This is a genomic window from Streptomyces sp. VTCC 41912 (assembly GCF_045799175.1).
In the GTDB taxonomy this organism is placed as follows: domain Bacteria; phylum Actinomycetota; class Actinomycetes; order Streptomycetales; family Streptomycetaceae; genus Streptomyces; species Streptomyces albulus_C.
Genome location: NZ_JBJMAB010000024.1, coordinates 97910 through 122035, shown reverse-complemented (window position 1 = coordinate 122035; position 24126 = coordinate 97910). Strand labels below are relative to the sequence as shown.

Here is a 24126-nt window from a genome sequence, read left to right as displayed (position 1 = left end):
AACCCGGAAGCTAAGCCTTTCAGCGCCGATGGTACTGCAGGGGGGACCCTGTGGGAGAGTAGGACGCCGCCGAACAATCTTTCAAGGACCCTTGGTCCCAGCGTTCAGCTGGGACCAAGGGTCCTTTTGCTTTGCCGGAGCGCGCCGAACGGATCGGTGCGTGAGAATGAATGCAGTACCGAAGACAGGAGTCACGTCGATGTCCACCAACTCTTCCGACGATCGCTCGGAGCGCCAGCCGAGGCGCGACGGCGGCGACCGGGGTGGTTTCCGGCGGGATGACCGGGGACCGCGGCGTGACAGCCGCGACACCCGTGAAAGCCGTGACAACCGCGGGGGCGACCGTGGCGGTTTCCGTCGGGATGACCGTCGTGACGATCGTGGCGGTGACCGTGGCGGTTTCCGTCGTGACGACCGTGGCGGCGAGCGTGGCGGCGACCGTGGTGGGTTCCGTCGTGACGACCGTGGCGGCGACCGTGGTGGGTTCCGTCGGGATGACCGCGGGGGTGACCGTGGTGGGTTCCGGCGTGATGACCGTCGGGATGATCGTGGCGGTGACCGTGGTGGGTTCCGTCGTGACGATCGTGGCGGTGAGCGCGGTGGGTTCCGGCGTGATGAGCGGGATGACCGTGGTGGGTTCCGTCGGGATGACCGCGGGGGCGACCGTGGTGGGTTCCGCCGTGACGACCGGCGTGACGATCGCGGTGGTGACCGTGGCGGTTTCCGGCGTGACGACCGTGGTGGCGAGCGTGGCGGCGACCGCGGTGGGTTCCGCCGTGACGACCGTGGCGCCGACCGCGGTGGGTTCCGTCGGGACGACCGCCGTGACGACCGCGGCGGTGAGCGCGGGGGTGACCGTGGTGGGTTCCGGCGTGATGACCGTCGGGATGATCGCGGTGGTGACCGTGGTGGCTTCCGTCGGGACGATCGTGGCGGTGAGCGCGGTGGGTTCCGGCGTGATGAGCGGGATGACCGTGGTGGGTTCCGTCGGGATGACCGCGGGGGCGACCGTGGTGGGTTCCGCCGTGACGACCGGCGTGACGATCGCGGTGGTGACCGTCCGCGGGGTCCGCGCAGGGATGACGAGCGCGGTGGCTTCCGTCGGGACGGTGAGCGCGGCGGGTTCCGTAGGGACGACGACCGCGGTGGCTTCCGTCGGGATGATGACCGTGGCGGGTTCCGGCGGGACGACCGGGGGCCGCGGCGGGATGACCGTGGCGGGTTCCGGCGGGATGACGAGCGTGGGGCGCGTCGGCCGTACGGCGGTGGCCGGGGTCGGGACGACCGGCGGGACGACCGTCGTGACGACCGGCGGGACCGCGACCGGGAGCCGATCAAGCGGCTGCCGATTCCCGAGGACGTCACCGGCGACGAGATCGACAAGGCGGTGCGGCAGGAGCTCCTGAGCCTGCCGAAGACGCTGGCCGAGGACGTCGCCAAGAACCTGGTGATGGTCGCGCGGCTGCTCGACGAGGACCCGGAGCAGGCGTACGGCTACGCGCAGGTGGCGCTGCGGCTGGCGTCCCGCGTCGCGGCGGTGCGCGAGGCCGCCGGCTTCGCGGCGTACGCGGCCGCGAAGTACGCCGAGGCGCTGAAGGAGTTCCGGGCGGCGCGGCGGATGACCGGCAGTGCTGAACTGTGGCCCGTCATGGCGGACTGCGAGCGCGGGCTCGGGCGGCCGGAGAAGGCGCTGGCGATGGCCGGCGAGCCCGAGGTGGGGAAGCTGGACCGGGCCGGTCAGGTCGAGATGCGCCTGGTCGCGGCCGGTGCCCGGCGGGACATGGGGCAGGCCGATGCCGCGGTCGTCACCCTGCAGAGCCCCGAGCTGGCGTCGAGCGCCGTGCACCCGTGGACGGCCCGGTTGCGGTACGCGTACGCGGACGCGCTGCTGGAGGTCGGGCGCGAGAGCGACGCGCGGGACTGGTTCGCCCGGGCGCTGGAGGCCGATCAGGCCGGTACCACCGATGCCTCGGACCGGCTGGCCGAGCTGGACGGGGTGCAGTTCACCGACGCCCTGGACGAGGACGAGGCCGCGGAGGATGCCGCGGAGGAGTCTGCGGACGAGGCCGCGGGTGCCGAGGACTCCGGTAAGGGAGCCGAGAAGGCCGAGTAGCGGTGCGGCCGGCGTAGCCGGCGGCGCGACACAGCAGTGAGAGGGGCGGGCCCGGTGGGCCCGCCCCTCTTGTCGTTGTGCGGGGTGGTGCGGATCAGGGGGCGTACGGGGCGATGGGGTTGCGGAGGGTGCCGATGAGCTGGAGGGCGCCGGCCGGGTCCTGGAGGTCGACCATCTGCTCGTTGTTGCGCAGCTGGAGCCGGTTGAGGCAGGAGAGGGCGAACTCGGGGACGAAGATGTCGTACTCGGCGAACTTGTCGGCGAGGTGGGGGTGGGCCGCCTGGTAGTCGCCGATGGTGGCGGCGACGGTGCGCCAGAAGGTGTCCTCGTCGAGGACGCCCAGGTCGGCGAGGGTGGCGCTGAGGAAGCGGAAGAAGCAGTCGAAGACGTCGGTGAAGACGGAGAGCAGCTTCTTGTCCTCGGGGACGTCGGCGCGGATGCGTTCGACGGCGGGCGGCAGGACGGCGTCGGCGGACATCACGGCGATCTCCTCGGCGATGTCCTTGAAGATCACGCGGGCTACCGCGCCGTCCTCGACGACCAGGATGGCGTTCTCGCCGTGCGGCATGAAGACCAGGTCGTAGGCGTAGAAGGCGTGCAGCACCGGGGTGAGGTAGCCGTCGAGGTAGCGGCGCAGCCAGACCTCGGGGGCCAGGCCGGACTCCGCGATGAGGGCGGCGGCGAAGGAGTTGCCGTCGCGGTCGACGTGGAGGAGGGAGGCCATGGTGGCCAGCCGCTGGCCGGGCGCCAGGGTGGGGACCGGGCTCTCCCGCCAGAGGGCGGCGAGCATCTTGCGGTACGGGGAGCCCTTCTCGGTGGCGGCCTCGTACTGGCGGTGGTGGTAGCCGATGGCGGCGCGCTCGCGGATGATCGAGAAGCGGGCGGCCCGGAAGGTGTCGTCGGCGTCGATCAGGCGGGCCAGCCAGTCGTTGATGGCCGGTGTGGCCTCCATGTAGGACGCGGAGAGGCCGCGCATGAAGCCCATGTTGAGCACCGAGAGGGCGGTCTTGACGTAGTGCTTCTCGGGGCTGGTGGTGTTGAAGAAGGTGCGGATGGACTGCTGGGCGAGGTACTGGTCATCGCCGGGGCCCAGGCAGACCAGGCGGCGCTGGGCGACCTCGGCGGCGAAGGTGACGGACAGCTTGTTCCACCACTGCCAGGGGTGGGTGGGGAAGAAGTAGTAGGCGTCCGGGTCGAGGCCGAGGTCGGTGAGGGCGGCGGCGAAGCGGGCCCGGGTCGCGGCGGGCAGCTCGGCCTCGATCAGGGTGGCGTAGTCGAGGTCGGCGCCGGCGGTGAAGGTGCTGTGGTCGCGGTGGGCGGCCAGCCAGATCAGCGTCAGCGGGGCGGCGGCCTCGGGGGCGTAGGCGTGGTATTCGTGGATGCCGAAGCCGAGGCGGCCGTTGTTGGCGACGAAGCAGGGGTGGCCCTCGGTCATGCCGGTCTCGACGGCCTGGAAGCCGGCGGTGGCGAGTTCCGCGGCGGTGCCGGCCTTGCCGGCGAGTTTGTAGGCGGTGCCGGAGAGGGTGGAGCTGATCTCCTCCAGGTAGACCGGGAGGACGGTCGGGGACAGTCCGAGCGAGGTGTGGAACTCGGTGATGAAGTCCAGTGCGTCCAGGGGGAGTTCGGTGTCTCCGCGGTGGCGGGTGATGCTCTCCGGGGCGATCTGCCAGTGGTCCAGGGCGTGTCTGCGGGCGGTGAAGCGGTAGGTGGTGGCCGCGTCGTCGCTGTGGACGGCGTAGTGGTCGGCGTCGGCCAGTGGCTCGGGCGTCAGCAGCCGCTCGTGGGTGAACTCGGCGAGGGCCTTGCGGACCAGGGCGCGGTTGGCGCGCGCCCACAGTTCGGGGGTGAGGTGCGCGACGGCGTCCTGGGCGGCCGGGTTCTCGATGGGGGCGGGCATCAGCGGTCTCCTCGGGTGGCCAGGAACTGTTCGCGGGTGCAGGTGCTGAGGTAGGCGTCCTTGGAGGGGAGCGAGACGGTCCGGACGACCTCGAAGCCGACGGCCTTGTTCAGGGCGTGGACGGCGGTGTTGCGGGTGTCGGGCTCGACGACCACGCGCAGGACGGCCGGGTCGGCGAAGAGGCCCTCCATGACGGTGGTGATGACGGCGTGCGTGAAGCCGTGCACGGGGGCGTCCGTCGGGGCGGTCAGGAAGTGCATGCCGATGTCGCCGGGCCGGGCGACGTGGATGCCGACCAGTTCGCGGTGGGCGGGGTCGTAGCGCTCCATGAGGAAGGCCGGGGTGCCGTTGTGGAGGCCGAGGAAGGCGTCGTGGTGCGGGTCGGCGTCGATCCGGGCGAACTCCTTCTCGACGGCGGGCAGGTCGCAGTCCTGCATCAGCCAGAAGACTGCCTTGGGGTGGGTGACCCAGGAGTGCAGGAGGGGGGCGTCGGCGGCGGGGTCGACGGGCCGCAGGGCGAACTCCCCCAGGGCGGGGTCGGTGCGGGTGAAGGCGGGGGTGCTCATGCGGATATCTCCATCGGGTCGTGCGGACCGGCCGGGGCGGCGAACTCCTGGAAGGCGATGGCCTTCTCGACCGGGTAGTACTCGCGGCCGAGCAGCTCGCGGATGATGCTGGAGTTGCGGTAGGCGGCCATGCCGAGGTCGGGGGTGACGAAGCCGTGGGTGTGCAGTTCGGCGTTCTGCACGTAGATGCCGTGGCCGGCGGTGTCGATGCTGTAGTTGCGGGCGACGTCGTAGCGGCCGGCGGCGTCCCAGGCGATGCGGTCGCGGACCGGCTCCAGGAACGCGGGGACGCGGTAGCGGTAGCCGGTGGCGAGGATGAGGCCCTGGGTGGTGAGGCTGAAGTCCCGGCCCTGCTCCTCCTGGCGCATGCTGAGGGTGTAGGTACGGGTGGCCTCGTCGTAACGGGCTTCCTGGAGCGCCGAGTTGGTCAGCAGGCGGGTGCGGACCGGGCCGGCCAGGCGCTTCTGGTAGAGCAGGTCGAAGATGTCGTTGATCAGCTCCGAGTCGATGCCCTTGTAGAGGTGCTTCTGGGTGGCGTTGAGGCGGTCGCGGGTGGCCGCGGGGAGGGCGTGGAAGTAGTCCACGTACTCCGGGGAGGTCATCTCCAGGGTGAGCTTGGTGTATTCGAGCGGGAAGAAGCGGGGGGAGCGGGTGGCCCAGGTCAGGTGGTAGTCGTGGGCGTCGATGTCCTGGAGGAGGTCGTAGTAGATCTCGGCGGCGCTCTGGCCGCTGCCGACGATGGTGATGCTGTCCTTGGCCTGGAGGGCGGGCTTGGCGTCCAGGTAGCCGGCGTTGTGCAGCGCGTCGCCGCCCAGGTCGCGGCAGGCGTCGGGCAGGTGCGGCGGGGTGCCGGTGCCCAGGACGAGCTTGCGGGCCCGGAAGGTGTGCCGTTCGCCCTGGTGGTCGGCGTGGACGAGGTAGAGCTCGGCGCGCTCGTCGTACTCGACGGTGGTGACCGTGTGGGAGAAGCGGACGGTGTCGAGCTTTCCGACGGCCCAGCGGCAGTAGTCGTTGAACTCGGCGCGCAGCGGATAGAAGTTCTCACGGATGTAGAAGGAGTACATCCGGCCCGATTCCTTCAGGTAGTTCAGGAAGGAGAAGGGCGAGGTGGGGTCGGCGAGGGTGACCAGGTCGGCCATGAACGGCACCTGGAGGTGGCTGCTCTCCAGCATCATGCCGGGGTGCCAGTCGAAGCCCGGGCGGTCGTCGAGGAAGAGTCCGTTGAGCTCGTCGATGGGGGCGGTCAGGCACGCCAGGCCGAGGTTGAACGGGCCGAGCCCGATGGCGAGGAAGTCGTAAGGGGCGTCGTGGGGGACGGTCACGGGTCTCTCTTCCGGAGATGGTCGGGCGGGGAGGTCAGCGGGCGCTGAGGGCCGGTGCGGTGCGGTCGGCCGCGGGCTGCTCGGCCAGGTAGCGACCGGCGTGCTCGGCGATCAGGTCGAGGACGATCGCGATGTCGTCGAGCGTGGTCTCCGGGTTGAGCAGGGTGAACTTGAGGTAGTGCCGGCCGTCCACCTTGGTGCCGGCGACGATCGCGTCGCCGGAGGCGAAGAGGGCGTCCCGGGCGTGCAGATTGACCCGGTCGGTGAGCTCGGGGTCCTGGGTGCCGCCGGGGAGGTAGCGGAAGACCAGGGTGCTCAGCTGGGGCTGCACGACGACCTCGAAGCGCGGGTCGTCGTGCAGGAGCTTCCAGGCGTCGGCGGCCCGGTCGACGACCTCGTCGAAGAGTTCGCCGATGCCCTGGGCGCCCATGGTGCGCAGCGTCAGCCAGAGTTTGAGGGCGTCGAAGCGGCGGGTGGTCTGGAGCGACTTGTCGACCTGGTTGGGGATCCGCTGCTCGACCATCCGGCGCGGGTTGAGGTAGTCCGCGTGGTAGGTGACGTGCCGCAGCGTGGCGCGGTCGCGGACCAGGACGGCGCTGGAACTGACGGGCTGGAAGAAGGACTTGTGGTAGTCGACGGTCACCGAGTCGGCGCGTTCGATGCCGGTGAGGAGGTCGCGGCGGCGGGAGACGAGCAGACCGCAGCCGTAGGCGGCGTCCACGTGCATCCAGGCGCCGTGGCGGGCGGCCAGGTCGGCGATCTCGGGGAGCGGGTCGATGGAGCCGAAGTCGGTGGTGCCGGCGGTGGCGACGACCGCCATGGGTATCAGGCCGTCGCGCCGGCAGCGCTCCAGTTCGGCGGCGAGGGCGTCGGTGCGCATCCGCTTGGTGTCGTCGGCGGGGACGGCGATCACGGCCTCCGCGCCCAGGCCGAGCAGGGTCGCGGACTTGCGGATGCTGAAGTGGCTGCAGGCGGAGGTGAGGATGCGGAGCCGGGGGAGCAGGTCGGTGAGCCGGGTGTCCTCGGGGGAGCCGGTGCGGGCCAGTTCGCGGCGGCAGGTCTCGTCCCGGGCGAGCAGCATGGCCTGGAGGTTGGACTGGCTGCCGCCGCTGGTGAAGATGCCGTCGGCGGCCGCGCCGAGGCCGATCCGCTCGGCCGTCCAGTCGACCAGGCGTCGTTCGATGAGGGTGCCGCCGGCGCTCTGGTCCCAGGTGTCGAGGGAGGAGTTGACGGCCGAGAGCACCGCTTCGCCGACGAGTGCGGGGATCACCACGGGGCAGTTGAGGTGGGCGAGGTAGCGCGGGTGGTGGAAGTAGATCGCGTCCCGCAGGTAGACCTGCTCCAGTTCGTCCAGGGCGGCGGCCGGGTCGTGGAGCGGGGTGTCGAGGTCCACGGCGGCCACGGTGGGCGCCAGTTCGTCGACCGAGACGCCGGTGAAGGGGCGGTCGGTGGTGGCGATGCGTGCGCTGATCCGTGCGACGCCCTCGCTGACGGCGGCGCGGTAGTGGTCGGCGGTGTGGTTGTTGAGGAGATGGGTGCGGCTGTCGGCCGGGTCCTCGGCGGAGTGCGCGAGGAGACTCATGAAGGTGCCCTCCCTGGAGCGGGGTCAACTGCGTCCTGTGCAGGGTGCGGAGGTGTGCACAGGGGCAGGGGAACCCGCCCGGCGACACAGTGAGGTAAGCCTAACCTAACCGTGCCGATGGGTGGGGGCGGGGTCCACGGTCCGGCCGGACCAGGGGGATTCCCGCGCCGCGAGGGCGGTGGGGCGGCTCAGCTCCCTTCGTCGTCGAGCGTGCGCAGCACCAGGCCGGTGGCCGGCTTGGGGCCGAACGAGGTGGACTTGCGGGGCATCGTCACGCCCTGCTCGGCGAGTTGACGGACCGTCTCCTCGGAGGTCGCGCGCATCAGGACGGCCGAGCCGCCGTGCCGGGCGGCCTGCGCCACCGCGGCCTCGGTGTGGTGCAGGTAGCCGATGTCCGACGGGTGGTCGGGGATCCGCCAGACCTCGTCCAGCAGGACCGAGTGCAGCACCGTCGCGTCCAAGTGGCGCCACGCCGCGGGCCGGTCGGTGCGGATCGCCCGCTCCAACAGGTCGGGATCGGGCCGGTCCAGGAGGTGGAAGGAGTCCGGGCCGCCGGAGAGCACGAAGGCGCTGCCCGGGGTCTCGGCCAGGGCCTCCAGGGCGGCGGGGAGTTCGCCGGGCAGCCGGCGGGCCCGGAAGGCACCGGCCACGTCCGCCAGCGCCTTGGCCGGCGGCAGGTGCGGCAGCACCCGGTGGATCGCCCGGACCTGGAGCGGATGGCGGGCGGTGTCCACCAGCAGCACCAGCCCGGACGCCCAGGGCGAGTCGGGGCCGGCCTCCGGCCGCTGCTCGTGGAGCCGCTGGTACGTCGCCCAGCGGTGGTGGCCGTCGGCGATCAGCGCCTGGCGGACGGCCAGGTCGGCGTCGACCGCGGCCAGCTCCGCGGGGTCGGTGACCGCCCACAGGCGGTGCGCGAAGCCGTCCTCGGTGGTGGTGTCGAGCAGCGGTGCGCGCCGGACGGTGCGCTCGATGACGCCGGTCGCGCCGTTCGCGGTGCCCGGCCCGCGGTACGACAGCAGCAGCGGCTCGAAGTTGGCCGCGGCGGCGCCCATCAGGGCGGCCCGGTCCTCGACCACCTCCGGGATGACGTCCTCGTGCGGCAGCACCGGGCCGTCCAGTCGGAGCGCGCCGATCAGTCCGCGCTGCAGGACGCCGCCGCCGCGCTGCTCGTAGACGTACAGCGCCGGCTCCGGGTCCGGGGTGAGGATGCCCTCCGCGCGCCAGCGGCGCAGGGTGTCGGCGGCCTGGCGGTGCCGGGTGGCCGGGTCCGCGGCCTGCGGAAGGATCAACCGCACGATGTTGTACGGATCGGAGGTCTCCAGGGCGCGGACCTCGTCCGGCCGCACGACGACGTCGTAGGGCGGGGAGGTGACCGCGGTGAGGCTGCTGACCCGGTCCGGGGCGTAGCGCAGGCCGCGGAACGGGAGGAGGCGGAGGCCGTCGGTACTGGTCATTGAAGAATGCTATGCCGGGAACGGGTGCGGGATGATCGGGGGAGCGGCCGTGAATCGGCCGGAAATTTCGGTGGCCGCGCGGCGGCGGACGGACCGGCCCGGAACGGGGCGGGCGGGGTCGTACCGGCGCGTGGACGGCCTGTGCGTACGGCACGTGGGAACGAGGAGCAGGACGGCATGGACGAGCGGATGCGCGCAGCGACGGACGGGCGCGAGCGGCACCGGCCCGACGGGTGCCGGCGGGCGCTGAGCGAGGCGTACGACACGGCGCTGCTGGATCTGGACGGGGTGGTCTACGCCGGCGGGCGGGCCATCGAGCACGCCGTGGCGTCCCTGACCACGGCCCGCGAGGGCGGCATGCACCTCGCATACGTGACGAACAACGCGGCCCGCACCCCGCAGGCGGTCGCCGACCAACTGTCCGGATTCGGCCTTCCGACGACCGCCGAGGATGTGATCACGTCGGCGCAGGCGGTGGCCCGGCTGATCTCCGAGCAGGTGCCGGCCGGCTCCCGGGTGCTGACCATCGGGGGCGAGGGGCTGCGGGTGGCGCTGCGCGAGCGCGGGCTGGTGCCGGTGGCGTCGGCGGACGACGACCCGGCGGCCGTGGTGCAGGGCTACGACCCGACGCTGGACTGGGAGCGGCTGGCCGAGGCCGCGTACGCGGTGCAGCGCGGGGTGCCGTGGTTCGCGTCCAACACCGACCTGACCATCCCCAAGGAGCGCGGGATCGCGCCGGGCAACGGTGCGCTGGTGGAGGTGGTGCGGATCGCCGCCGGCGGGGCGCCGCAGGTCGCCGGCAAGCCGCAGCCGCCGATGCACCGCGAGACGGTGCTGCGGACCGGTGCCCGGCGGCCGTTGGTGATCGGGGACCGCCTCGACACCGACATCGAGGGCGCGTGGAACGGCGGGGTGGACTCGCTGCTGGTGCTCACCGGCGTCACCACGGCGGCCGCCCTGCTGGCCGCGCCGCCCGAGCACCGGCCGACGTACGTGGACGCGGACCTGCGCGGGGTGTTGCGCCCGCAGCCGGCGGTGACCGACGACGGCGCCGGCTTCCGCTGCGGCGGCTGGCGGGCCGGGACGGCCGGGGACGAACTGGTCCTGGACGGCGAGGGGACGCCGCTGGACGGGCTGCGGGCGCTGTGCGCGGCGGCCTGGACCGCGGCGGGCGCCGGGAGTTGTGCGGCGGACGCGTCCAAGGCGCTGCACCGCCTGGGCATGTGACGCGGCGCCCGTAGCCGTCGGGGGTAAGCCGGAGCGGTCCCGCTGCGCGGGGCGGCGGGACCGCGCAGCGGCGCCGGGGCGGCGGGCCGGGCGGTTCACTCCCGGCCGGCGGCGGCCGCCGCCGCGGTCAGCTCCGCGATCAGGTCCTCCTCGGTGGCACCGCGCCGCCAGTAGCCGGTGAACTTCACCGCGCGACGGTCGAAGCCGCGCTCCCCGACGAGGTGGCGGCGCACCGCCTTGACGCCGCCCGCCTCACCGGCGATCCAGGCGTACGGGGTGCCCGCGGGCAGGTCGGCGGCGCGCAGCGCGTCCAGCACGGGCGCGCCCTGGCCGGCCGCCGCCGGGTCCCGGACGAGCCAGTTGACCTCGGCGTCGGCGAAGGTCGGCAGCGCCTGCCGGTCGCTCTCGTGCCCGACCTCGATCCAGACCTTGGCGACCGTGCCCGGGGAGAGCCAGGACAGGATGCCGGCGATGGCCGGGAGGGCGGTCTCGTCGCCGGTCAGCAGGATCCAGTCGGTGCCGGGCGGGGGTCGGAAGTCCACCCCGCCGTTGTCCTCGACGGCCGGCGCGAGGACGGTCAGCCGGTCGCCCGCTCGGGCCCCGACCGCCCACCGGCTGGCCGGGCCGCCGCTGGTGGCGGCCGGGTCGTCGGCGCCGTGCAGCGCGAAGTCCACGTCGAACTCGCTCGGGTCGGGGCGCTGTTCGCGGATCGTGTACGAGCGCATGATCGGGCGCTCGGTCGGGTCCTGGGCCCGCCAGGCGGTGTACCAGCCGTCGCCGGTGTCCGCGAAGACCGGTGCCGCCTGGTGGGCCTGCGGGAGGAACAGCTTGAAGCGCTGGTCCCGGCCGCCGGAGACCAACTCGTCCAGCCGTTCCCCGGTGAAGGTGATCCGGACCATGGACGGGCCGAGCCGTCGGGTGCGGGCGACCTGGACGTCGAAGAAGCGGAACGGCGCGGCGGTGGGGGCGGCGGTCGCGGTCATTCGGGAACCTCCCGGGACGGTGCGGGCTGGGGTGGGCGGTGCGGGCCCGCGGCGGGGCGGGCCCGGTGGTGCGTCAGGTGACCTTCTTGGCACGCTCGATGGCCTGGGCGAGCTGCTCCATCAGCGGGGCGGCGCCGGCGTGGGAGAAGCGCGGCTCGCTGGACCAGGGGGTGATCTGGCCGGCCTTGACGGCGGGGAGCTTGTTCCAGGACGGCTTGGCGGCCAGGTCCTTGGGCTGGAGGGTGGCGGTCCGGTTGTCCAGCAGGAGCACGTCGGCCTGGTACTTGTCGGCGTTCTCCCAGCTGAGGCTCTCGAAGTAGCCGCCCTTGTCGACGTGGTCGGGGACGATCAGGTCCACGCCGAGGGACTTGAAGTAGAGGAGGTCCGCGCTGATGCCGGGGTTGGAGGCGTAGAAGAGGTCGGCGCTGCCCGAGCAGGCCAGGACCTTGACGCGGTGGGCGGCGGCGGCCTTGCGCAGGCGCGCGGCGGCCCGTTCGAAGCGGGCCTTGGCGTCGGTGACCTTCTTGGCCTTCAGGTCCGCGCCGAGCGACGCGGCGAACTCGCCGTAGCGCGCGATGATCTGGTCGAGCGGCTTGCGGGACGCGGTGAGCGCCACGGTCTTGGCGAGCTTGGTGATCTTGTCCTTGCTGTCGTCCGGGACGTACCAGAGCGCGCCCGGCTCGTACATGTTGGTGACCAGCAGGTCGGGGGAGAGGCCCGCGTACTTCTCGACGTTGAACTGGTTGTAGCCGTTGCCGATGACGGTGACCTTCTTGACGTCGAGGTCGCCGGCCTGCGGGTCGGGCTTGCCGTTCGCCAACGTGGTCGGGCCGAAGACGCCGACGATCTGGTCGTCGACGCCGAAGTCGTGCAGCGCCGCGGCGGTGCCGGTGAACGCGACGATCCGGTGCGGCCGGTCGGGCAGCGCGACCTTCTGCCCGCGGTCGTCGGTGAACGACCAGGGCCCGCCCCCGCCCCCGCCGGTCGAGCCGCCTGACGCTCCGTTCCCCCCGCAGGCGGCGAGCAGGGCACCGATGCCGACGGCGCCCCCCGCGGCCAGGACGCCGCGTCGGGACAGGGATACGCTTCGGGGGGTTCGCATGATGGTGGTGCTTCTCTCTGGAGGCGGGGTGCCCCCAACGGGCATGGTGGACGGGCCGCACCGGAAGAGCCGGTAGATCGACCGCTTGTGAGGGTAGGCTAACCTAACTGGCGTGTTGGTAGACAGTCCCCCCGTTGACAGTTCCCCCGACGCGGCGACGGCCCCCACCGCACCCGGGCGGCGGCCCGGTGTCCGCGCCGCGGGGTTGGGCGCGTCCCTCGTCCTCCTCGCCGCCGTCGCCGTCCTCGGCATCGCCGTCGGCGCCAAGCAGATCCCCCTCGACCAGGTGTGGCACGGCCTCTTCCACCACACCGGTTCGGACACCGACGTCGTCATCCGCGACGTCCGGCTCCCGCGCACCCTCCTCGGGGTGCTGGCCGGCGCCGCCCTCGGCCTCGCCGGCACCGTCATGCAGGCGCTCACCCGCAACCCGCTCGCCGACCCCGGCGTGCTCGGCATCAACGCCGGCGCCTCGGCCGCGGTGGTCTCCGCCATCAGCTTCCTCGGCGTCACCTCGCTCGCGGGCTACGTGTGGTTCGCCTTCGCCGGTGCCGCGGTGGTCTCCGTCGCGGTCTACGTCCTGGGCGGTACCCGCAGCGCCACCCCGGTCCGGCTCGCGCTGGCCGGCACCGCGCTGACCGCCGTCCTCACCGGCTACCTCAACGCCGTCAACCTCATGGACTCCGCGGCGTTGGACCGGATGCGCTTTTGGACGGTGGGTTCGCTGGCCACCGCGACCCTGCCCACGGTCACCCGGATCGCGCCGTTCCTGCTGGTCGGCGCGGCGCTCGCACTGCTGCTCGCCCGCCCGTTGAACGCCGTCGCGCTCGGCGACGACCAGGCGCGCGCCCTGGGCGCCCGCCTGACCCGCACCCGGGTGCTCGCGATGGTCGCGGTGACCCTGCTGTGCGGCGGCGCGACCGCGGTCTGCGGCCCGATCGTCTACGTCGGGCTGATGGTGCCGCACGCGGTCCGCGCCCTGACCGGACCCGACCTGCGGTGGATCCTGCCGTACTCGGCGGTGCTCTCGCCGGTCCTGCTGGTCGGCGCGGACGTGCTCGGCCGCGTGGTGGCCCGGCCCGGCGAACTCCAGGTCGGCATCGTCACCGCCGTGGTCGGCGGCCCGGTCTTCATCTACCTCGTCCGACGCCGGCGGATGGCCCAACCGTGACGGGACGCAGGAAGGGAGCACGGAGCACCGCAACCGGCCCGTGGACGCGAACGAACGAGGAGGAGCAGCAGTGAACGCCACGGTCAAGCCCGGCCCGACGGACGGGGCGGGCCCGCGGGGCCAGCCGCCGCCCGGCCGGCGCCGGGCCCGCACGCTACGGACCGCCGGCGGCCTCTCGATCCGCCTGGACCTGCGCGCCGTCCTGGCCGGCACGCTGCTGCTGGCCGCCGCACTGGCCGCGGCCGTCGCCCTGATCGGCTCCGGCGACTACCCGATGACGCCGTCGCAGGTGCTGACCACCCTGACCGGGGGCGGCACCACCGGCCAGCAGTTCGTCGTGCACGACCTGCGGCTGCCGCGGGTGCTGGTGGGACTGCTGGTCGGCGCGGCCTTCGGTCTCGCCGGCGCGGTCTTCCAGACCGTCTCCCGCAACCCGCTGGGCAGTCCCGACGTCCTCGGCCTGTCCCAGGGGTCGTCGGTCGGCGCGCTGATCGTCCTGGTGTGGTGCCACGGCGGGACGTTCGCGGTGGCCGGCGGCGCCGTCGTCGGCGGGCTGCTCACCGGCCTCGTCATCTTCGCGCTCGCCTGGCGACGCGGCATCCACGGCTACCGCTTCGTCCTCGTCGGCGTGGGCGTCGCCGCCATGCTCTACGCCGTCGTGCTGTACCTGCTGACGAAGGCCACCATCTACGACGCGGCCCGGGCCACCACCTGGATGACCGGTTCGCTCAGCGGCCGCGACTGGAGCCAGGTCTGGCCGATGGCCGCGGTCTGCGCGGTGCTGGTCCCGGTCGTGCTGCGCTGCGCGCGGCCGCTGCGGATGCTGGAGATGGGCGACGACGCGGCCGCCGCGCTGGGCGTCCGCACCGAACGGGTCCGGATCACCGCCCTGTTGGCCGCCGTCGTCCTCGTCTCCGCCGGCACCGCCGCGGCCGGCCCGATCTCCTTCGTCGCCCTCACCGCGCCCCAACTCGCCCGCCGGCTCACCGGCTCGCCCGGCCCCAACCTGCTGCCCGCGGCCCTGATGGGCGCCGCCCTGCTGGTCGGCGCCGACTGGGCCGCCCAACTGCTGTTCGGCGCCGACCAACTGCCGGTCGGCGTGCTGACCGGCATCCTCGGCGGCGGCTACCTGCTGTGGCTGCTGGCCACCGAACGGAAGGCGGGACGGGGATGAGCGGGCGGAGACCGCCACCACCGGCGCACGCCCCACGACCCCCCGCACCCACCGGCGATCCCGGCGAACCGACCACCCCCACCACCCCAGGAGCCCCGCAGTGAGCCGTCTCGCGGCCGAGCACGTCACCCTCGCCTACGACCAGCGGACCATCGCCGAGAACCTCTCGGTCGACATCCCCGACCACTCCTTCACGGTCATCGTCGGCCCCAACGCCTGCGGCAAGTCCACGCTGCTGCGCGCCCTGTCGCGGATGCTCAAGCCGACCACCGGCGCGGTACTGCTCGACGGCCAGAAGATCTCCGCGCTGCCGGCCAAGCAGGTCGCCCGGACGCTGGGCCTGCTGCCGCAGTCCTCGGTCGCCCCGGACGGCATCACCGTCGCCGACCTCGTCGCGCGCGGCCGCTACCCGCACCAGGGACTGCTGCGCCAGTGGTCGGCCGAGGACGAGCGGATCGTCGCGGAGTCGATGACCTCGACGGGCGTGGCCGAACTGGCCGACCGCTACGTCGACGAACTCTCCGGCGGACAGCGGCAACGGGTCTGGATCGCCATGGCACTGGCCCAGCAGACCCCGCTGTTCCTGCTCGACGAGCCGACCACCTTCCTCGACATCCAGCACCAGATAGAGGTACTGGACCTGTGCGCCACCCTCCACGAGGAACAGGGCCGCACCCTGGTCGCGGTGTTGCACGACCTCAACCAGGCGGCCCGCTACGCCACCCACCTGATCGCCATGAAGGACGGCCGGGTGATCGCCGAGGGCGCACCGTCCGAGATCGTCACCGCCGACCTCGTGGGCCGGGTCTTCGGCATCGGCTGCCGGATCATCGACGACCCCGAGACCGGCACCCCGCTGGTCGTCCCGGCCGCCCGCCGGCCCCGGGAGACCGCCGCGGCGGTCGGCACCGCGTCGGCTACAGCAGGCTCCTGAGCCGCAGCAGGTCGCGCAGCCCGGCCTCCAGCTTCACCCGGCCGCTGCTCCACGCCCGGGCGAAGTTCAGCCGGCCGTCCACCAGGGCCACCAGGTCGTCACCGGTCATGGTCAACCGGATCTCGGCCTTCTCCGGCGGCGGCCCGGCCACGCAGGACACGTCCTGGAGACTGCCGTCGGCCAGCCGGCCGACGAAAGTGGTGTCGAGGTCGGTGATGCGGCAGCTGACGGAGCGGTCGAGCGCCGTGGCGCCGCGCACCTCACCGTCCGCCGAGGACAGGTTGTGGGCCAGCCGGTCGAGCGCGGCACGGCACTGGTCGAGAGTTGCCATCGCGCCCGACGATACGCCAGGTCACGGACGGCCGGGGGCGCGCGAGCGAGGTAGCGTCGGGGGCATGGCAGACCCGATGAACGGCCCGGAGCCGGCGGCATCCGGCCCCCCGGTCGCCGCCGCGGCGACCGGCCCCGGCTCCTCCGATCCGGAGCCGCCGACCCCCCGGGCCCCGACGGCTCCCCAGGCCCCCGGTGCGGCAGCAACCCCGACAGGCGCGGAGCCCGCAGGGCCCGCAGAGCCCGCCGGGCCATCCGGCCCCCGGCCCCTCGGGGTGGCGGTGGCCCCCACCGGCCAGCCCGCCGTCGACGCGGGCCTGGCGCGCCTGGCCGAAGCCGACCACCTCCCGGTCGGCGGCCACCTCGGCATGTACGAGGATGTCCACCGTGGGCTGCGCGACGTGCTGGCCTCCCTCGACCAGCACTCCGGGCCGCCCGCACCGTCCCCGACACCCGATCGACCCGGCCGACCCGACCGGCACGACCAGTAGGAGCTGAACCACAGGTGGCAGGAGTGGCACGACGCCGTCTCGACGCGGAGCTGGTGCGCCGCAAGCTGGCCCGCTCGCGGGAGCACGCGAGCCAGCTGATCGCCGCGGGCCGGGTGACCGTCGGCGGGGCGACCGCGACCAAGCCGGCCACCCAGGTGGAGACCAGCGCGGCGGTGGTCGTCCGGGAGGACGAGAGCGACCCCGACTACGTCTCGCGCGGCGGCCACAAGCTCGCCGGCGCGCTCGCCGCCTTCGTCCCGCGCGGCCTGCGCGTCGAGGGCCGGCGGGCGCTGGACGCCGGCGCCTCCACCGGTGGCTTCACCGACGTCCTGCTGCGCGCCGGCACCGGCCACGTGGTCGCCGTCGACGTCGGCTACGGCCAGCTCGCCTGGCAGCTGCAGAGCGACGACCGGGTCACCGTCAAGGACCGGACCAACGTCCGCGAGCTGACCCTGGACCAGATCGACGACGTCCCCGTCGACCTCGTCGTCGGCGACCTCTCCTTCATCCCGCTGGGCCTGGTGCTGCCCGCACTCGTCCGCTGCGCGGCGCCCGACGCCGACCTGGTGCTGATGGTCAAGCCGCAGTTCGAGGTGGGCAAGGAGCGGCTGGGCAGCGGCGGCGTGGTGCGCAGCGCCGCACTGCGGGCCGAGGCGGTGCGCGGCGTCGCGGACCGCGCCGCCGCGCTGGGGCTGGGCGTCCTGGGCGTGACCGCGAGCCCGTTGCCCGGACCCTCGGGCAACGTCGAGTACTTTCTTTGGCTGCGCGCCGGGGCGCCTGCACTCGACCCGGCGGACGTCGACCGTGCAGTGGCGGAGGGGCCCAGTTGACCACTACCCAGGCAGTTGAAGGCAGCGCAGCACAGGAGACCGGCCGCGCCGGGCGCACCGTGTTCCTGCTCGCGCACACCGGCCGCCCGGCGGCCATCCGCAGTGCCGAACTCGTGGTCCAGGGGCTGCTGCGCAGCGGGATCGGGGTCCGGGTGCTGGACGAGGAGGCCGCGGACCTGCCGCTGCCCGACTCCGTCGAACGCGTCGCGACCGAGCCGTGCGCGGCCGAGGGCTGCGAACTCCTCGTCGTCCTCGGCGGGGACGGCACGCTGCTGCGCGGCGCGGACTTCGCCCGCACCTCCGGGGTGCCGATGCTGGGCGTCAACCTCGGCCGGGTGGGCTTCCTGGCCGAGGCCGAGCGGGACGACCTCGACAAGGTCGTCGACCGGGTCGTCACCCGCTCCTACGAGGTCGAGGAGCGGATGACCCTCGACGTCCTGGTCCGCAACAACGGCGCCGTGGTGCACACCGACTGGGCGCTCAACGAGGCGTCCGTGGAGAAGGCCGCCCGCGAGCGGATGCTGGAAGTGGTCACCGAGGTCGACGGCCGGCCGGTCTCCCGCTTCGGCGGCGACGGGGTGGTCTGCGCGACCCCGACCGGCTCCACCGCGTACGCCTTCTCGGCCGGCGGTCCGGTCGTCTGGCCGGAGGTCGAGGCGCTGCTGATGGTCCCGATCAGCGCCCACGCGCTGTTCGCCAAGCCGCTGGTCACCTCGCCGCAGTCGGTGCTGGCCGTGGAGGTCCAGCCCAAGACCCCGCACGGGGTGCTGTGGTGCGACGGCCGGCGCACCGTCGAACTCCCCGCCGGCGCCCGCGTGGAGGTCCGCCGCGGCGCCGTCCCGGTGCGCCTGGCCCGGCTCCACCACGCCTCCTTCACCGACCGCCTGGTCGCCAAGTTCGCGCTCCCGGTGGCGGGTTGGCGGGGCGCGCCGCACTAGCGCGGCGGTCGGGCCCGGCGCCCGGCTACGCCCCGCCGTGCAGCAGCTGCCGGGCCCGGGCCAGCGCGCTGTCGCGCCGGGCGGACAGCTCCGCCTCGGTGAAGACCGGGGTGCGGACGGCGGGCGGGATCCCGGGCCCGTCGAAGGTGCGGCCGTCGGCCGTCAGGAACTCCTCGTTGGGCAGCCCGAAGCTCCAGCCGTTGGGCAGCGCCCGTTCCAGCACGTCGGAGAAGACGCCCTGGGTGGGCTGGCCGATCCGGGTGGGCGCGGGGGAGCGGCCCATCAGGGACTGGGTGAAGGTCTCGCCCGCACTGATCGTCAACGGGCCGGTGAGGACCGCCACCGGCCCGGTGTAGACCGGTCCCCGGTGCGGGCGGACGGTGAGCGGTTCCGGTGCGGTGAACGCGCCCGGCTGCCGCGGGTCGTTCCGGGCCCGCTTGCGGTAGGCGAGGTAGGGCCGGTCGGTGAGCCGGGAGGCGATCCGCAGGCCGAGCGCGTCCGAGCCGCCGCCGTTGATCCGCAGGTCCAGGACGAGCCCGCGCAGCGCGTCCGGGCCCCGGGTGCGGGCCGCGGTGAACACCGCGTCCAGTGCCCGGTCGAGCGCGGCGACGTCGCCCGCGTGGTCACCCTTTTCGGTGTACCCGGCGAACTGGGTGATCCGGAAGTAGCCGATCCGGCCGGGCAGATCGGCGTAGCGCAGCTTGCCACCGGCCCACTGCCGCTGCACGACGTGCGGGCCGAGGGCGGCGGCGAGGGCCGCGTCGACCCGGGCGGTGGAGGCGGGGGTGGGCAGCACGGTGCCGGGGCGCTTGCCGGCGAACCACCGGTCCTCGCCGGCGACGACCCGGGTGTGCGCGTCGTGCAGCGGCTCGATCATCGCGCGCAGCACCGCGAAGAGTTCGGCGTCGGTGGTGGTGGCGGTGATCCGCGGGCGGTAGCGGTCCCGGACCGCGCGCCAGTCGATCCCCTTGGCGCGGAAGAAGGGGTAGTTCTCGGCGTACGTCTGCCAGAAGACGTCGAAGACCGCCCGCGGGTCCCGGGCCGGCCGGGCACCGCACCGTCGCGGCAGCCCACCGGTGCGGTGCAGGGTCCGGTGGCCGACGTCGTCGGCGGCGGACAGCCGGGCCCGGTCCGGGCCCGCGGGCGCGACGGTGAGCGGCGCCCCGTCCGGCACGGTGAAACGGAGCGTGCCGTCCGCGCCGGGGGCGCCCGCCCGGCTGCCCGTCACCGCGCCGGGCAGGCAACTGACGGCGGTGGTCTCGTACGTGGTGAGGGCGCCGCCCGCGATCCGGACGAGCGTGCCGTAGCCGTCCGTCCGCCAGACGCCGTCCAGGGCCGGCGCCGCCGCCCGCGCCCCGGCCGCGTGGGCGGCGGCGGTCGGGGCGGCGCAGGCCGGGAGCGCGGTCGCCGCGGCCAGGACGGCGGCCAGCAGGAGGGCGGGGCGCGGACGGCGGGCCGGGCGACGCCCGGTCGGGCGGGGCGTGGCCGGGCGGGGCGTGGCCGGGCGGGGCGTGGCCGGATCACTCATGGGGGTACCTCGTGGGGTCGGGACGGCAGCGTGGTGCGCGCGGGGGACCGGGGACCGGTCCGGAAGGGCGACCGGTGCGGTGTGCTGCCAGCGTGCCGATCGGGCCCGACCGGGCGCCATCCGGTGACCACCCGCCTTCCCGGTGGGGTTTTCCGCAGGTCCGGGCCGTGTGGCGGGTCCGGGGCGGGCGTTTTGGCGGCCGGGGCGGGGCGGTGGTGTGGGGGAGGCCGTCGCGGGGCGGCCCCGGGACCTCGTAAGGTCGTACCCGTGTTGGAGGAGATGCGGATCCGGTCCCTGGGCGTCATCGACGACGCTGTCGTCGAGCTGTCCCCGGGCTTCACGGCGGTGACCGGCGAGACCGGCGCGGGCAAGACCATGGTCGTCACCAGCCTCGGCCTGCTGCTCGGCGGGCGCGCGGACCCCGCCTTGGTGCGGATCGGCGCCAAGGCGGCGGTGGTGGAGGGCAGGATCGCCCTCGCGTCCTCGTCGCCCGCTGCCGTGCGGGCCGAGGAAGCCGGCGCGGAGTTGGACGACGGTGCGTTGCTGATCAGTCGCACGGTCTCGGCCGAGGGCCGTTCGCGGGCCCATGTGGGCGGCCGCTCGGTACCGGTCGGGCTCCTCGGCGAACTCGCCGACGACCTGGTCGCGGTGCACGGCCAGACCGACCAGCAGGGCCTGCTGCGGCCGGCCCGCCAGCGCCAGGCCCTAGACCGCTACGCCGGGGACGCGGTCGCCGGCCCGCTTGCCAAGTACACCGCCGCGCACCGCCGGCTGCGCACCGTCGCCGCCGAACTCGACGAGCTGACCACCCGGGCCCGGGAGCGTGCCCAGGAGGCCGATCTGCTCCGCTTCGGCCTGGACGAGATCGCCGCCGCCGAGCCGCTGCCCGGTGAGGACGTCGAACTCTCCGCCGAGGCCGAACGGCTCGGCCACGCCGAGGCGCTGGCCTCCGCCGCGACCGTCGCGCACGCCGCGCTGGCCGGCAACCCCGAGGACCCCGAAGGCATCGACGCCACCACCCTCGTCGCCGGCGCCCACCGCGGTCTGGAGGCGGTCCGCGGCCACGACCAGGAACTGGCCGCGCTGGCCGACCGGCTCGGTGAACTCGGCATCCTGATGGCCGACGTCGCCACCGAACTCGCCGGTTACGCGGACGGCCTGGACGCCGATCCGCTGCGGTTGGCCGCCGTCGAGGAGCGCCGCGCCACCCTCAACCACCTCACCCGCAAGTACGGCGAGTACGGCAAGGACACCACGGCGGTGCTGGCGTGGTCCGAGCAGAGCGCCGCACGCCTCGCCGAACTCGACGGCGACGACGACCGGATCACCGAGCTGGCCGCCGAACGCGACGGCCTCCGCGCCGAACTGGGCGAACTGGCACAGCAGTTGACGGACGCCCGGACCGCGTCCGCGGAGCACTTCGCCGCCGCCGTCACCACCGAACTCGGCGAACTCGCCATGCCGCACGCCCGGGTGAGCGTCGCCATCCGCCAGACCGAGCTCCCCGAGGACGCCGACGACGCCGACGGCATCGAGGTGAACGGCCGCAGCGTCGCGTACGGCCCGGCCGGCGCCGACGAGGTCGAGATCCTGATGGCCCCGCACCCGGGCGCCCCGCCCCGGCCGATCGCCAAGGGGGCCTCCGGCGGTGAGCTGTCCCGGGTGATGCTCGCCGTGGAGGTCGTCTTCGCCGGGTCGGACCCGGTCCCGACCTACCTCTTCGACGAGGTCGACGCGGGCGTCGGCGGCAAGGCGGCCGTCGAGGTCGGCCGGCGCCTGGCCCGGCTCGCCAAGTCGGCACAGGTCGTGGTGGTCACCCACCTCCCGCAGGTCGCCGCGTTCGCCGACCGGCAGTTGCTGGTGGAGAAGACCAACGACGGCTCGGTGACCCGCAGCGGCGTCACCGTCCTGGAGGGCGAGGACCGGATCCGCGAGCTGTCGCGGATGCTGGCCGGCCAGGAGGACTCCGAAACGGCCCGCGCGCACGCCGAGGAACTCCTGGAGACCGCCCGCACGGGCACCTAGAGGCGAGGCCGGCCACCGGGCCGGCGAGGGGGAGCGGGATGAGGCGAACGACCACGGACGGCGGCCCGCCGGTCCGCAGTGCGGCGCTGCTCGCGGCGGCGGGCGCGAGCAGCGCCGGCTACGCGGCGCTGCGGCGCCGACCACCGGGCGGCGCCGCGCGCTGGCAGCGGACGAACCACGCGGGCCGGCCGGTCACCCTGCACGCGGGTCCTGCGGTCGCCCTCGGCACCGCGCTCGCCGCGGCCGGCGCACCGGGTCTGCCGGCCCGGACCCGCGCGGCGGCGGCGCTGGCCGTCCTGGCCGCCGGCGGCTGCGGGGCCTACGACGACCTCGTCGGCGCCGGGGACCCGCGCCGCGGCTTCCGGGCGCACCTGTCCGCGCTGCGGCACGGCGAGGTCACCAGTGGCGCCGTCAAGCTCTTCGGGATCGGCGCCGCCGGACTCGCCGCCGGCGCCCTGCTCCAGGATCGGCCGGCCGATCGGCTGTTGGCGGGCGTGGTGATCGCCGGCTCCGCCCACCTGGTCAACCTCCTGGACGTCCGCCCGGGCCGGGCCGCGGTGGCCGCCGTCGCGCTGGCGGCACCGGGCCTGCTGCGCAGCGGACCGGCCGGGGCGCTGTCCGCCGTCCCCCTGGGCGCCGCCGCCGCGCTGGCGCCCGAGGACTTCGGGGAGCGCACGATGCTCGGGGACGCCGGCGCGCACGCCCTCGGCGCCGCCCTCGGACTGGCCGCCGTCGCCGGAGCCGGGTCCCGCGGCGCGCACGGCGCGGGGCGCGGCGGAAGCCGGGCGGTGCTGGCCGTGCACGCTGCCGCGCTGGTCGCCGCGGCGGCCGCCGGGGACCGCGTCAGCCGCCTGGCCGGGGCGCGCTGACGCCGCCGCCGGCGGCGCGCGGCGGGCGCGGCGGGAAAGAACCGGAGCGACCCGATCCGGACAGTGAAGGACGGGTTCCGGACAGCGCGGTGGCGCACCGCGAAGGTGCGTCCACTCCGTTCGGGCGGCAATCCACACGCCCGCCAAGTCGCCCATGTGGGTGAATCCGTGGATCCGGGGGTGAGACTTCCCACCGGAACGGCGTCCGCACGGTGCCGAATTGACGCCGCCGGACTGGCATCCTGGGCGCGGTGCGCAGTGCCGGGGCGCGCCCGCCCCGACCTGCCCGCAGGACGGGGCCGACGCCACGGCCCGGAACATCGCAGCACCTCGCAGTGCCAAACCGCCCCGCCGGTACGGTACGTACCGCCCCCGACCCAGGAGCCCGACCTCGTGACCAGCCCCCTGACCCCGCCGCACGGGCAGTCGCCGCTGCGCACGGTCCAGGTGCTCGGGCGCGGCGGTGCCGGCAGCGCGGCGCACGTCCGTTCGCTGTCCGAAGGGCTGGTCGCCCGCGGGGTCCGGGTGACCGTGTGCGCCCCGCCGGAGGCCGAGGAGGCGTACGACTTCACCGCGGCCGGCGCCCGGTTCGTGCCGCTCGCCCCGCGGATGGACCCGGCGGGCCTGACCGTGCTGCGCGGCGCCTGCTGGGACGCCGACCTGGTCCACGCGCACGGCCTGCGGGCCGGCCTGCGCGCCTCGGTGGCGCTGCGCGGCCTGCGCGGCCCCCGCGCCTGCGGCCTGGGCGCCGGTGGTTGGGGCCAGGTCCCGCTCGTCATGACCTGGCACACCAAGGCGCACACCGAGGGCGCCCGCGCCGGAATGGTGCACCTGATGGAGCGGCGGGTGGCCCGGGCCGCGGCGGTCGTCCTCGGCGCCTGCTCCGACCTCGTGGACCGGGCGCGCGAGCGGGGCGCCCGGGACGCCCGCCTCGCCCCGGTCGCCGTGCCGCGGGCCCGCTCCGGCCGCACGGGGCACGCCGCGGACCCCGACCGCAGCCGCGACAAGGAGCGCGCCGAACTGGGCGCGGTGGACCGCCCGTTGCTGCTCGCGGTCGGCCGGCTCGACCCGTCACAGGGCCATGACCTGCTGCTGGACGCGGCGCACGCCTGGTGCGCGCTGGACCCCCAACCGCTGCTCGCCATCGCCGGCGAGGGCGAGCAGCGGGCCGCGCTCCAGCGCCGCATCGACAGCGAGCGGTTGCCCGTCCAGCTCCTCGGCCGCCGCGACGACGTGCCCGAACTCCTCGCCGCCGCCGACCTGGTGGTGCTGCCCAGCAGATGGGAGGCGCGTTCCCTGATCGCCCAGGAGGCCCTGCGCGCCGGCGTCCCCCTGGTGGCCACCGACACCGGCGGCACCCGCGAACTGGTCGGCCAGGGCGCCGCGTTGGTCCGCTACGGCGACGCCACCGCACTGGCCCGCACGGTCCTGGACCTGCTCGCCGACCCGGTGCGCCGCGCCGCGCTCGCCACCGCCGGCCGCGTCCAGGCCGCCGGCTGGCCCAGCGAGAACGACACGGTCGCCCAGGTCCTCAGCGTCTACGACGAGCTGACCCAGCCGCCGCAGCCGGCCTCGCAGGTCTGACCCGGC

General features: G+C 74.4%; 20 protein-coding genes, 1 rRNA gene and 1 pseudogene. 13 read left to right on the top strand and 9 right to left on the bottom strand.

Annotated features, from left to right (window positions below; genetic code table 11):
- From rrf to ACJ6WD_RS27915, 3 genes and pseudogenes are all read left to right on the top strand, one after another.
- Positions 1 to 75 (top strand): 5S ribosomal RNA (gene rrf / locus ACJ6WD_RS27925); the annotation flags it as partial.
- Between the two features lie 85 nt (positions 76 to 160).
- Positions 161 to 1192 (top strand): annotated as a pseudogene (locus ACJ6WD_RS27920) (hypothetical protein); the annotation flags it as partial.
- 150 nt (positions 1193 to 1342) lie between these two features.
- Entirely contained in the window at positions 1343 to 2113 is a 771-nt protein-coding gene (locus ACJ6WD_RS27915; RefSeq protein ID WP_233660508.1) for a tetratricopeptide repeat protein, read from the top strand.
- 94 nt (positions 2114 to 2207) lie between these two features.
- On the opposite strand, the gene ACJ6WD_RS27910 is transcribed toward ACJ6WD_RS27915, so the two are convergent.
- The 5 genes from ACJ6WD_RS27910 to ACJ6WD_RS27890 all read right to left on the bottom strand — a co-directional run bounded on the left by ACJ6WD_RS27910 (position 2208) and on the right by ACJ6WD_RS27890 (position 8934).
- Positions 2208 to 4010, bottom strand: coding sequence for an IucA/IucC family siderophore biosynthesis protein (locus tag ACJ6WD_RS27910; protein ID WP_233660419.1), 1803 nt, complete (start codon positions 4008 to 4010; stop codon positions 2208 to 2210).
- On the bottom strand, positions 4010 to 4576 hold the full coding sequence (locus ACJ6WD_RS27905; RefSeq protein WP_407616756.1) for a GNAT family N-acetyltransferase: 567 nt from the start codon (positions 4574 to 4576) through the stop codon (positions 4010 to 4012). The genes ACJ6WD_RS27910 and ACJ6WD_RS27905 overlap by 1 nt, the downstream gene beginning before the upstream one ends.
- Positions 4573 to 5898: a lysine N(6)-hydroxylase/L-ornithine N(5)-oxygenase family protein gene (locus tag ACJ6WD_RS27900; protein ID WP_407616755.1), complete on the bottom strand. Its 1326-nt coding sequence runs from the start codon at positions 5896 to 5898 to the stop codon at positions 4573 to 4575. Before ACJ6WD_RS27900 ends, ACJ6WD_RS27905 begins: the two co-directional genes overlap by 4 nt.
- Positions 5899 to 5932: 34 nt before the next feature.
- Entirely contained in the window at positions 5933 to 7480 is a 1548-nt protein-coding gene (locus tag ACJ6WD_RS27895; protein WP_407616754.1) for a pyridoxal phosphate-dependent decarboxylase family protein, read from the bottom strand.
- 188 nt (positions 7481 to 7668) lie between these two features.
- Entirely contained in the window at positions 7669 to 8934 is a 1266-nt protein-coding gene (locus ACJ6WD_RS27890) for a DUF1015 family protein (RefSeq protein WP_233660421.1), read from the bottom strand.
- Between the two features lie 177 nt (positions 8935 to 9111).
- Between ACJ6WD_RS27890 and ACJ6WD_RS27885 the strand changes: the two genes are divergently transcribed.
- Positions 9112 to 10161 (top strand): HAD-IIA family hydrolase, encoded by a 1050-nt coding sequence (locus tag ACJ6WD_RS27885; RefSeq protein ID WP_374206861.1) that lies wholly within the window; start codon positions 9112 to 9114, stop codon positions 10159 to 10161.
- A 95-nt stretch (positions 10162 to 10256) separates the two neighbouring features.
- Here ACJ6WD_RS27885 and ACJ6WD_RS27880 read toward each other — a convergent pair whose 3' ends face one another.
- Entirely contained in the window at positions 10257 to 11144 is an 888-nt protein-coding gene (locus tag ACJ6WD_RS27880) for a siderophore-interacting protein (protein ID WP_407616753.1), read from the bottom strand.
- 73 nt (positions 11145 to 11217) lie between these two features.
- Complete coding sequence (locus tag ACJ6WD_RS27875) at positions 11218 to 12246, bottom strand: ABC transporter substrate-binding protein (protein ID WP_233660423.1); 1029 nt, start codon at positions 12244 to 12246, stop codon at positions 11218 to 11220.
- A gap of 112 nt (positions 12247 to 12358) precedes the next feature.
- On the opposite strand from ACJ6WD_RS27875, the gene ACJ6WD_RS27870 reads away from it, so the two are divergent.
- The 3 genes from ACJ6WD_RS27870 to ACJ6WD_RS27860 all read left to right on the top strand — a co-directional run bounded on the left by ACJ6WD_RS27870 (position 12359) and on the right by ACJ6WD_RS27860 (position 15525).
- A complete protein-coding gene (locus ACJ6WD_RS27870) occupies positions 12359 to 13417 on the top strand; it encodes a FecCD family ABC transporter permease (protein ID WP_407616752.1) in 1059 nt (352 codons plus the stop codon).
- A gap of 70 nt (positions 13418 to 13487) precedes the next feature.
- Positions 13488 to 14591, top strand: coding sequence for a FecCD family ABC transporter permease (locus ACJ6WD_RS27865; protein ID WP_407616751.1), 1104 nt, complete (start codon positions 13488 to 13490; stop codon positions 14589 to 14591).
- Positions 14592 to 14691: 100 nt separating this feature from the next.
- Positions 14692 to 15525 carry an ABC transporter ATP-binding protein gene (locus ACJ6WD_RS27860; RefSeq protein ID WP_407616750.1) on the top strand — a complete coding sequence of 278 codons (834 nt, stop codon included), beginning with the start codon at positions 14692 to 14694 and terminating at the stop codon, positions 15523 to 15525.
- On the opposite strand, the gene ACJ6WD_RS27855 is transcribed toward ACJ6WD_RS27860, so the two are convergent.
- Positions 15509 to 15856: an SCP2 sterol-binding domain-containing protein gene (locus tag ACJ6WD_RS27855; RefSeq protein WP_233660426.1), complete on the bottom strand. Its 348-nt coding sequence runs from the start codon at positions 15854 to 15856 to the stop codon at positions 15509 to 15511. The genes ACJ6WD_RS27860 and ACJ6WD_RS27855 overlap by 17 nt on opposite strands.
- Before the next feature lie 64 nt (positions 15857 to 15920).
- Between ACJ6WD_RS27855 and ACJ6WD_RS27850 the strand changes: the two genes are divergently transcribed.
- Genes ACJ6WD_RS27850 through ACJ6WD_RS27840 form a run of 3 tightly spaced genes read left to right on the top strand, consistent with a single transcriptional unit; the run spans position 15921 to position 18114 of the window.
- On the top strand, positions 15921 to 16346 hold the full coding sequence (locus tag ACJ6WD_RS27850; protein WP_233660427.1) for a hypothetical protein: 426 nt from the start codon (positions 15921 to 15923) through the stop codon (positions 16344 to 16346).
- Between the two features lie 14 nt (positions 16347 to 16360).
- Positions 16361 to 17176 (top strand): TlyA family RNA methyltransferase, encoded by an 816-nt coding sequence (locus tag ACJ6WD_RS27845; protein WP_233660429.1) that lies wholly within the window; start codon positions 16361 to 16363, stop codon positions 17174 to 17176.
- A 59-nt stretch (positions 17177 to 17235) separates the two neighbouring features.
- Entirely contained in the window at positions 17236 to 18114 is an 879-nt protein-coding gene (locus ACJ6WD_RS27840; protein ID WP_016579030.1) for an NAD kinase, read from the top strand.
- Between the two features lie 25 nt (positions 18115 to 18139).
- Here the strand turns inward: ACJ6WD_RS27840 and ACJ6WD_RS27835 are convergent, their stop codons facing one another.
- Positions 18140 to 19642, bottom strand: coding sequence for a S41 family peptidase (locus ACJ6WD_RS27835; RefSeq protein ID WP_407616749.1), 1503 nt, complete (start codon positions 19640 to 19642; stop codon positions 18140 to 18142).
- A gap of 279 nt (positions 19643 to 19921) precedes the next feature.
- Here ACJ6WD_RS27835 and recN point away from each other — a divergent pair, with 279 nt between their 5' ends.
- The 3 genes from recN (at position 19922) to ACJ6WD_RS27820 (ending at position 24120) form a co-directional block, all read left to right on the top strand.
- Positions 19922 to 21667 (top strand): DNA repair protein RecN, encoded by a 1746-nt coding sequence (gene recN, locus ACJ6WD_RS27830; protein ID WP_233660511.1) that lies wholly within the window; start codon positions 19922 to 19924, stop codon positions 21665 to 21667.
- 38 nt (positions 21668 to 21705) lie between these two features.
- Positions 21706 to 22536 carry a hypothetical protein gene (locus ACJ6WD_RS27825; RefSeq protein ID WP_407616748.1) on the top strand — a complete coding sequence of 277 codons (831 nt, stop codon included), beginning with the start codon at positions 21706 to 21708 and terminating at the stop codon, positions 22534 to 22536.
- Positions 22537 to 22929: 393 nt separating this feature from the next.
- Positions 22930 to 24120 carry a glycosyltransferase family 4 protein gene (locus ACJ6WD_RS27820; RefSeq protein ID WP_407616747.1) on the top strand — a complete coding sequence of 397 codons (1191 nt, stop codon included), beginning with the start codon at positions 22930 to 22932 and terminating at the stop codon, positions 24118 to 24120.
- Positions 24121 to 24126: the final 6 nt, after the last annotated feature.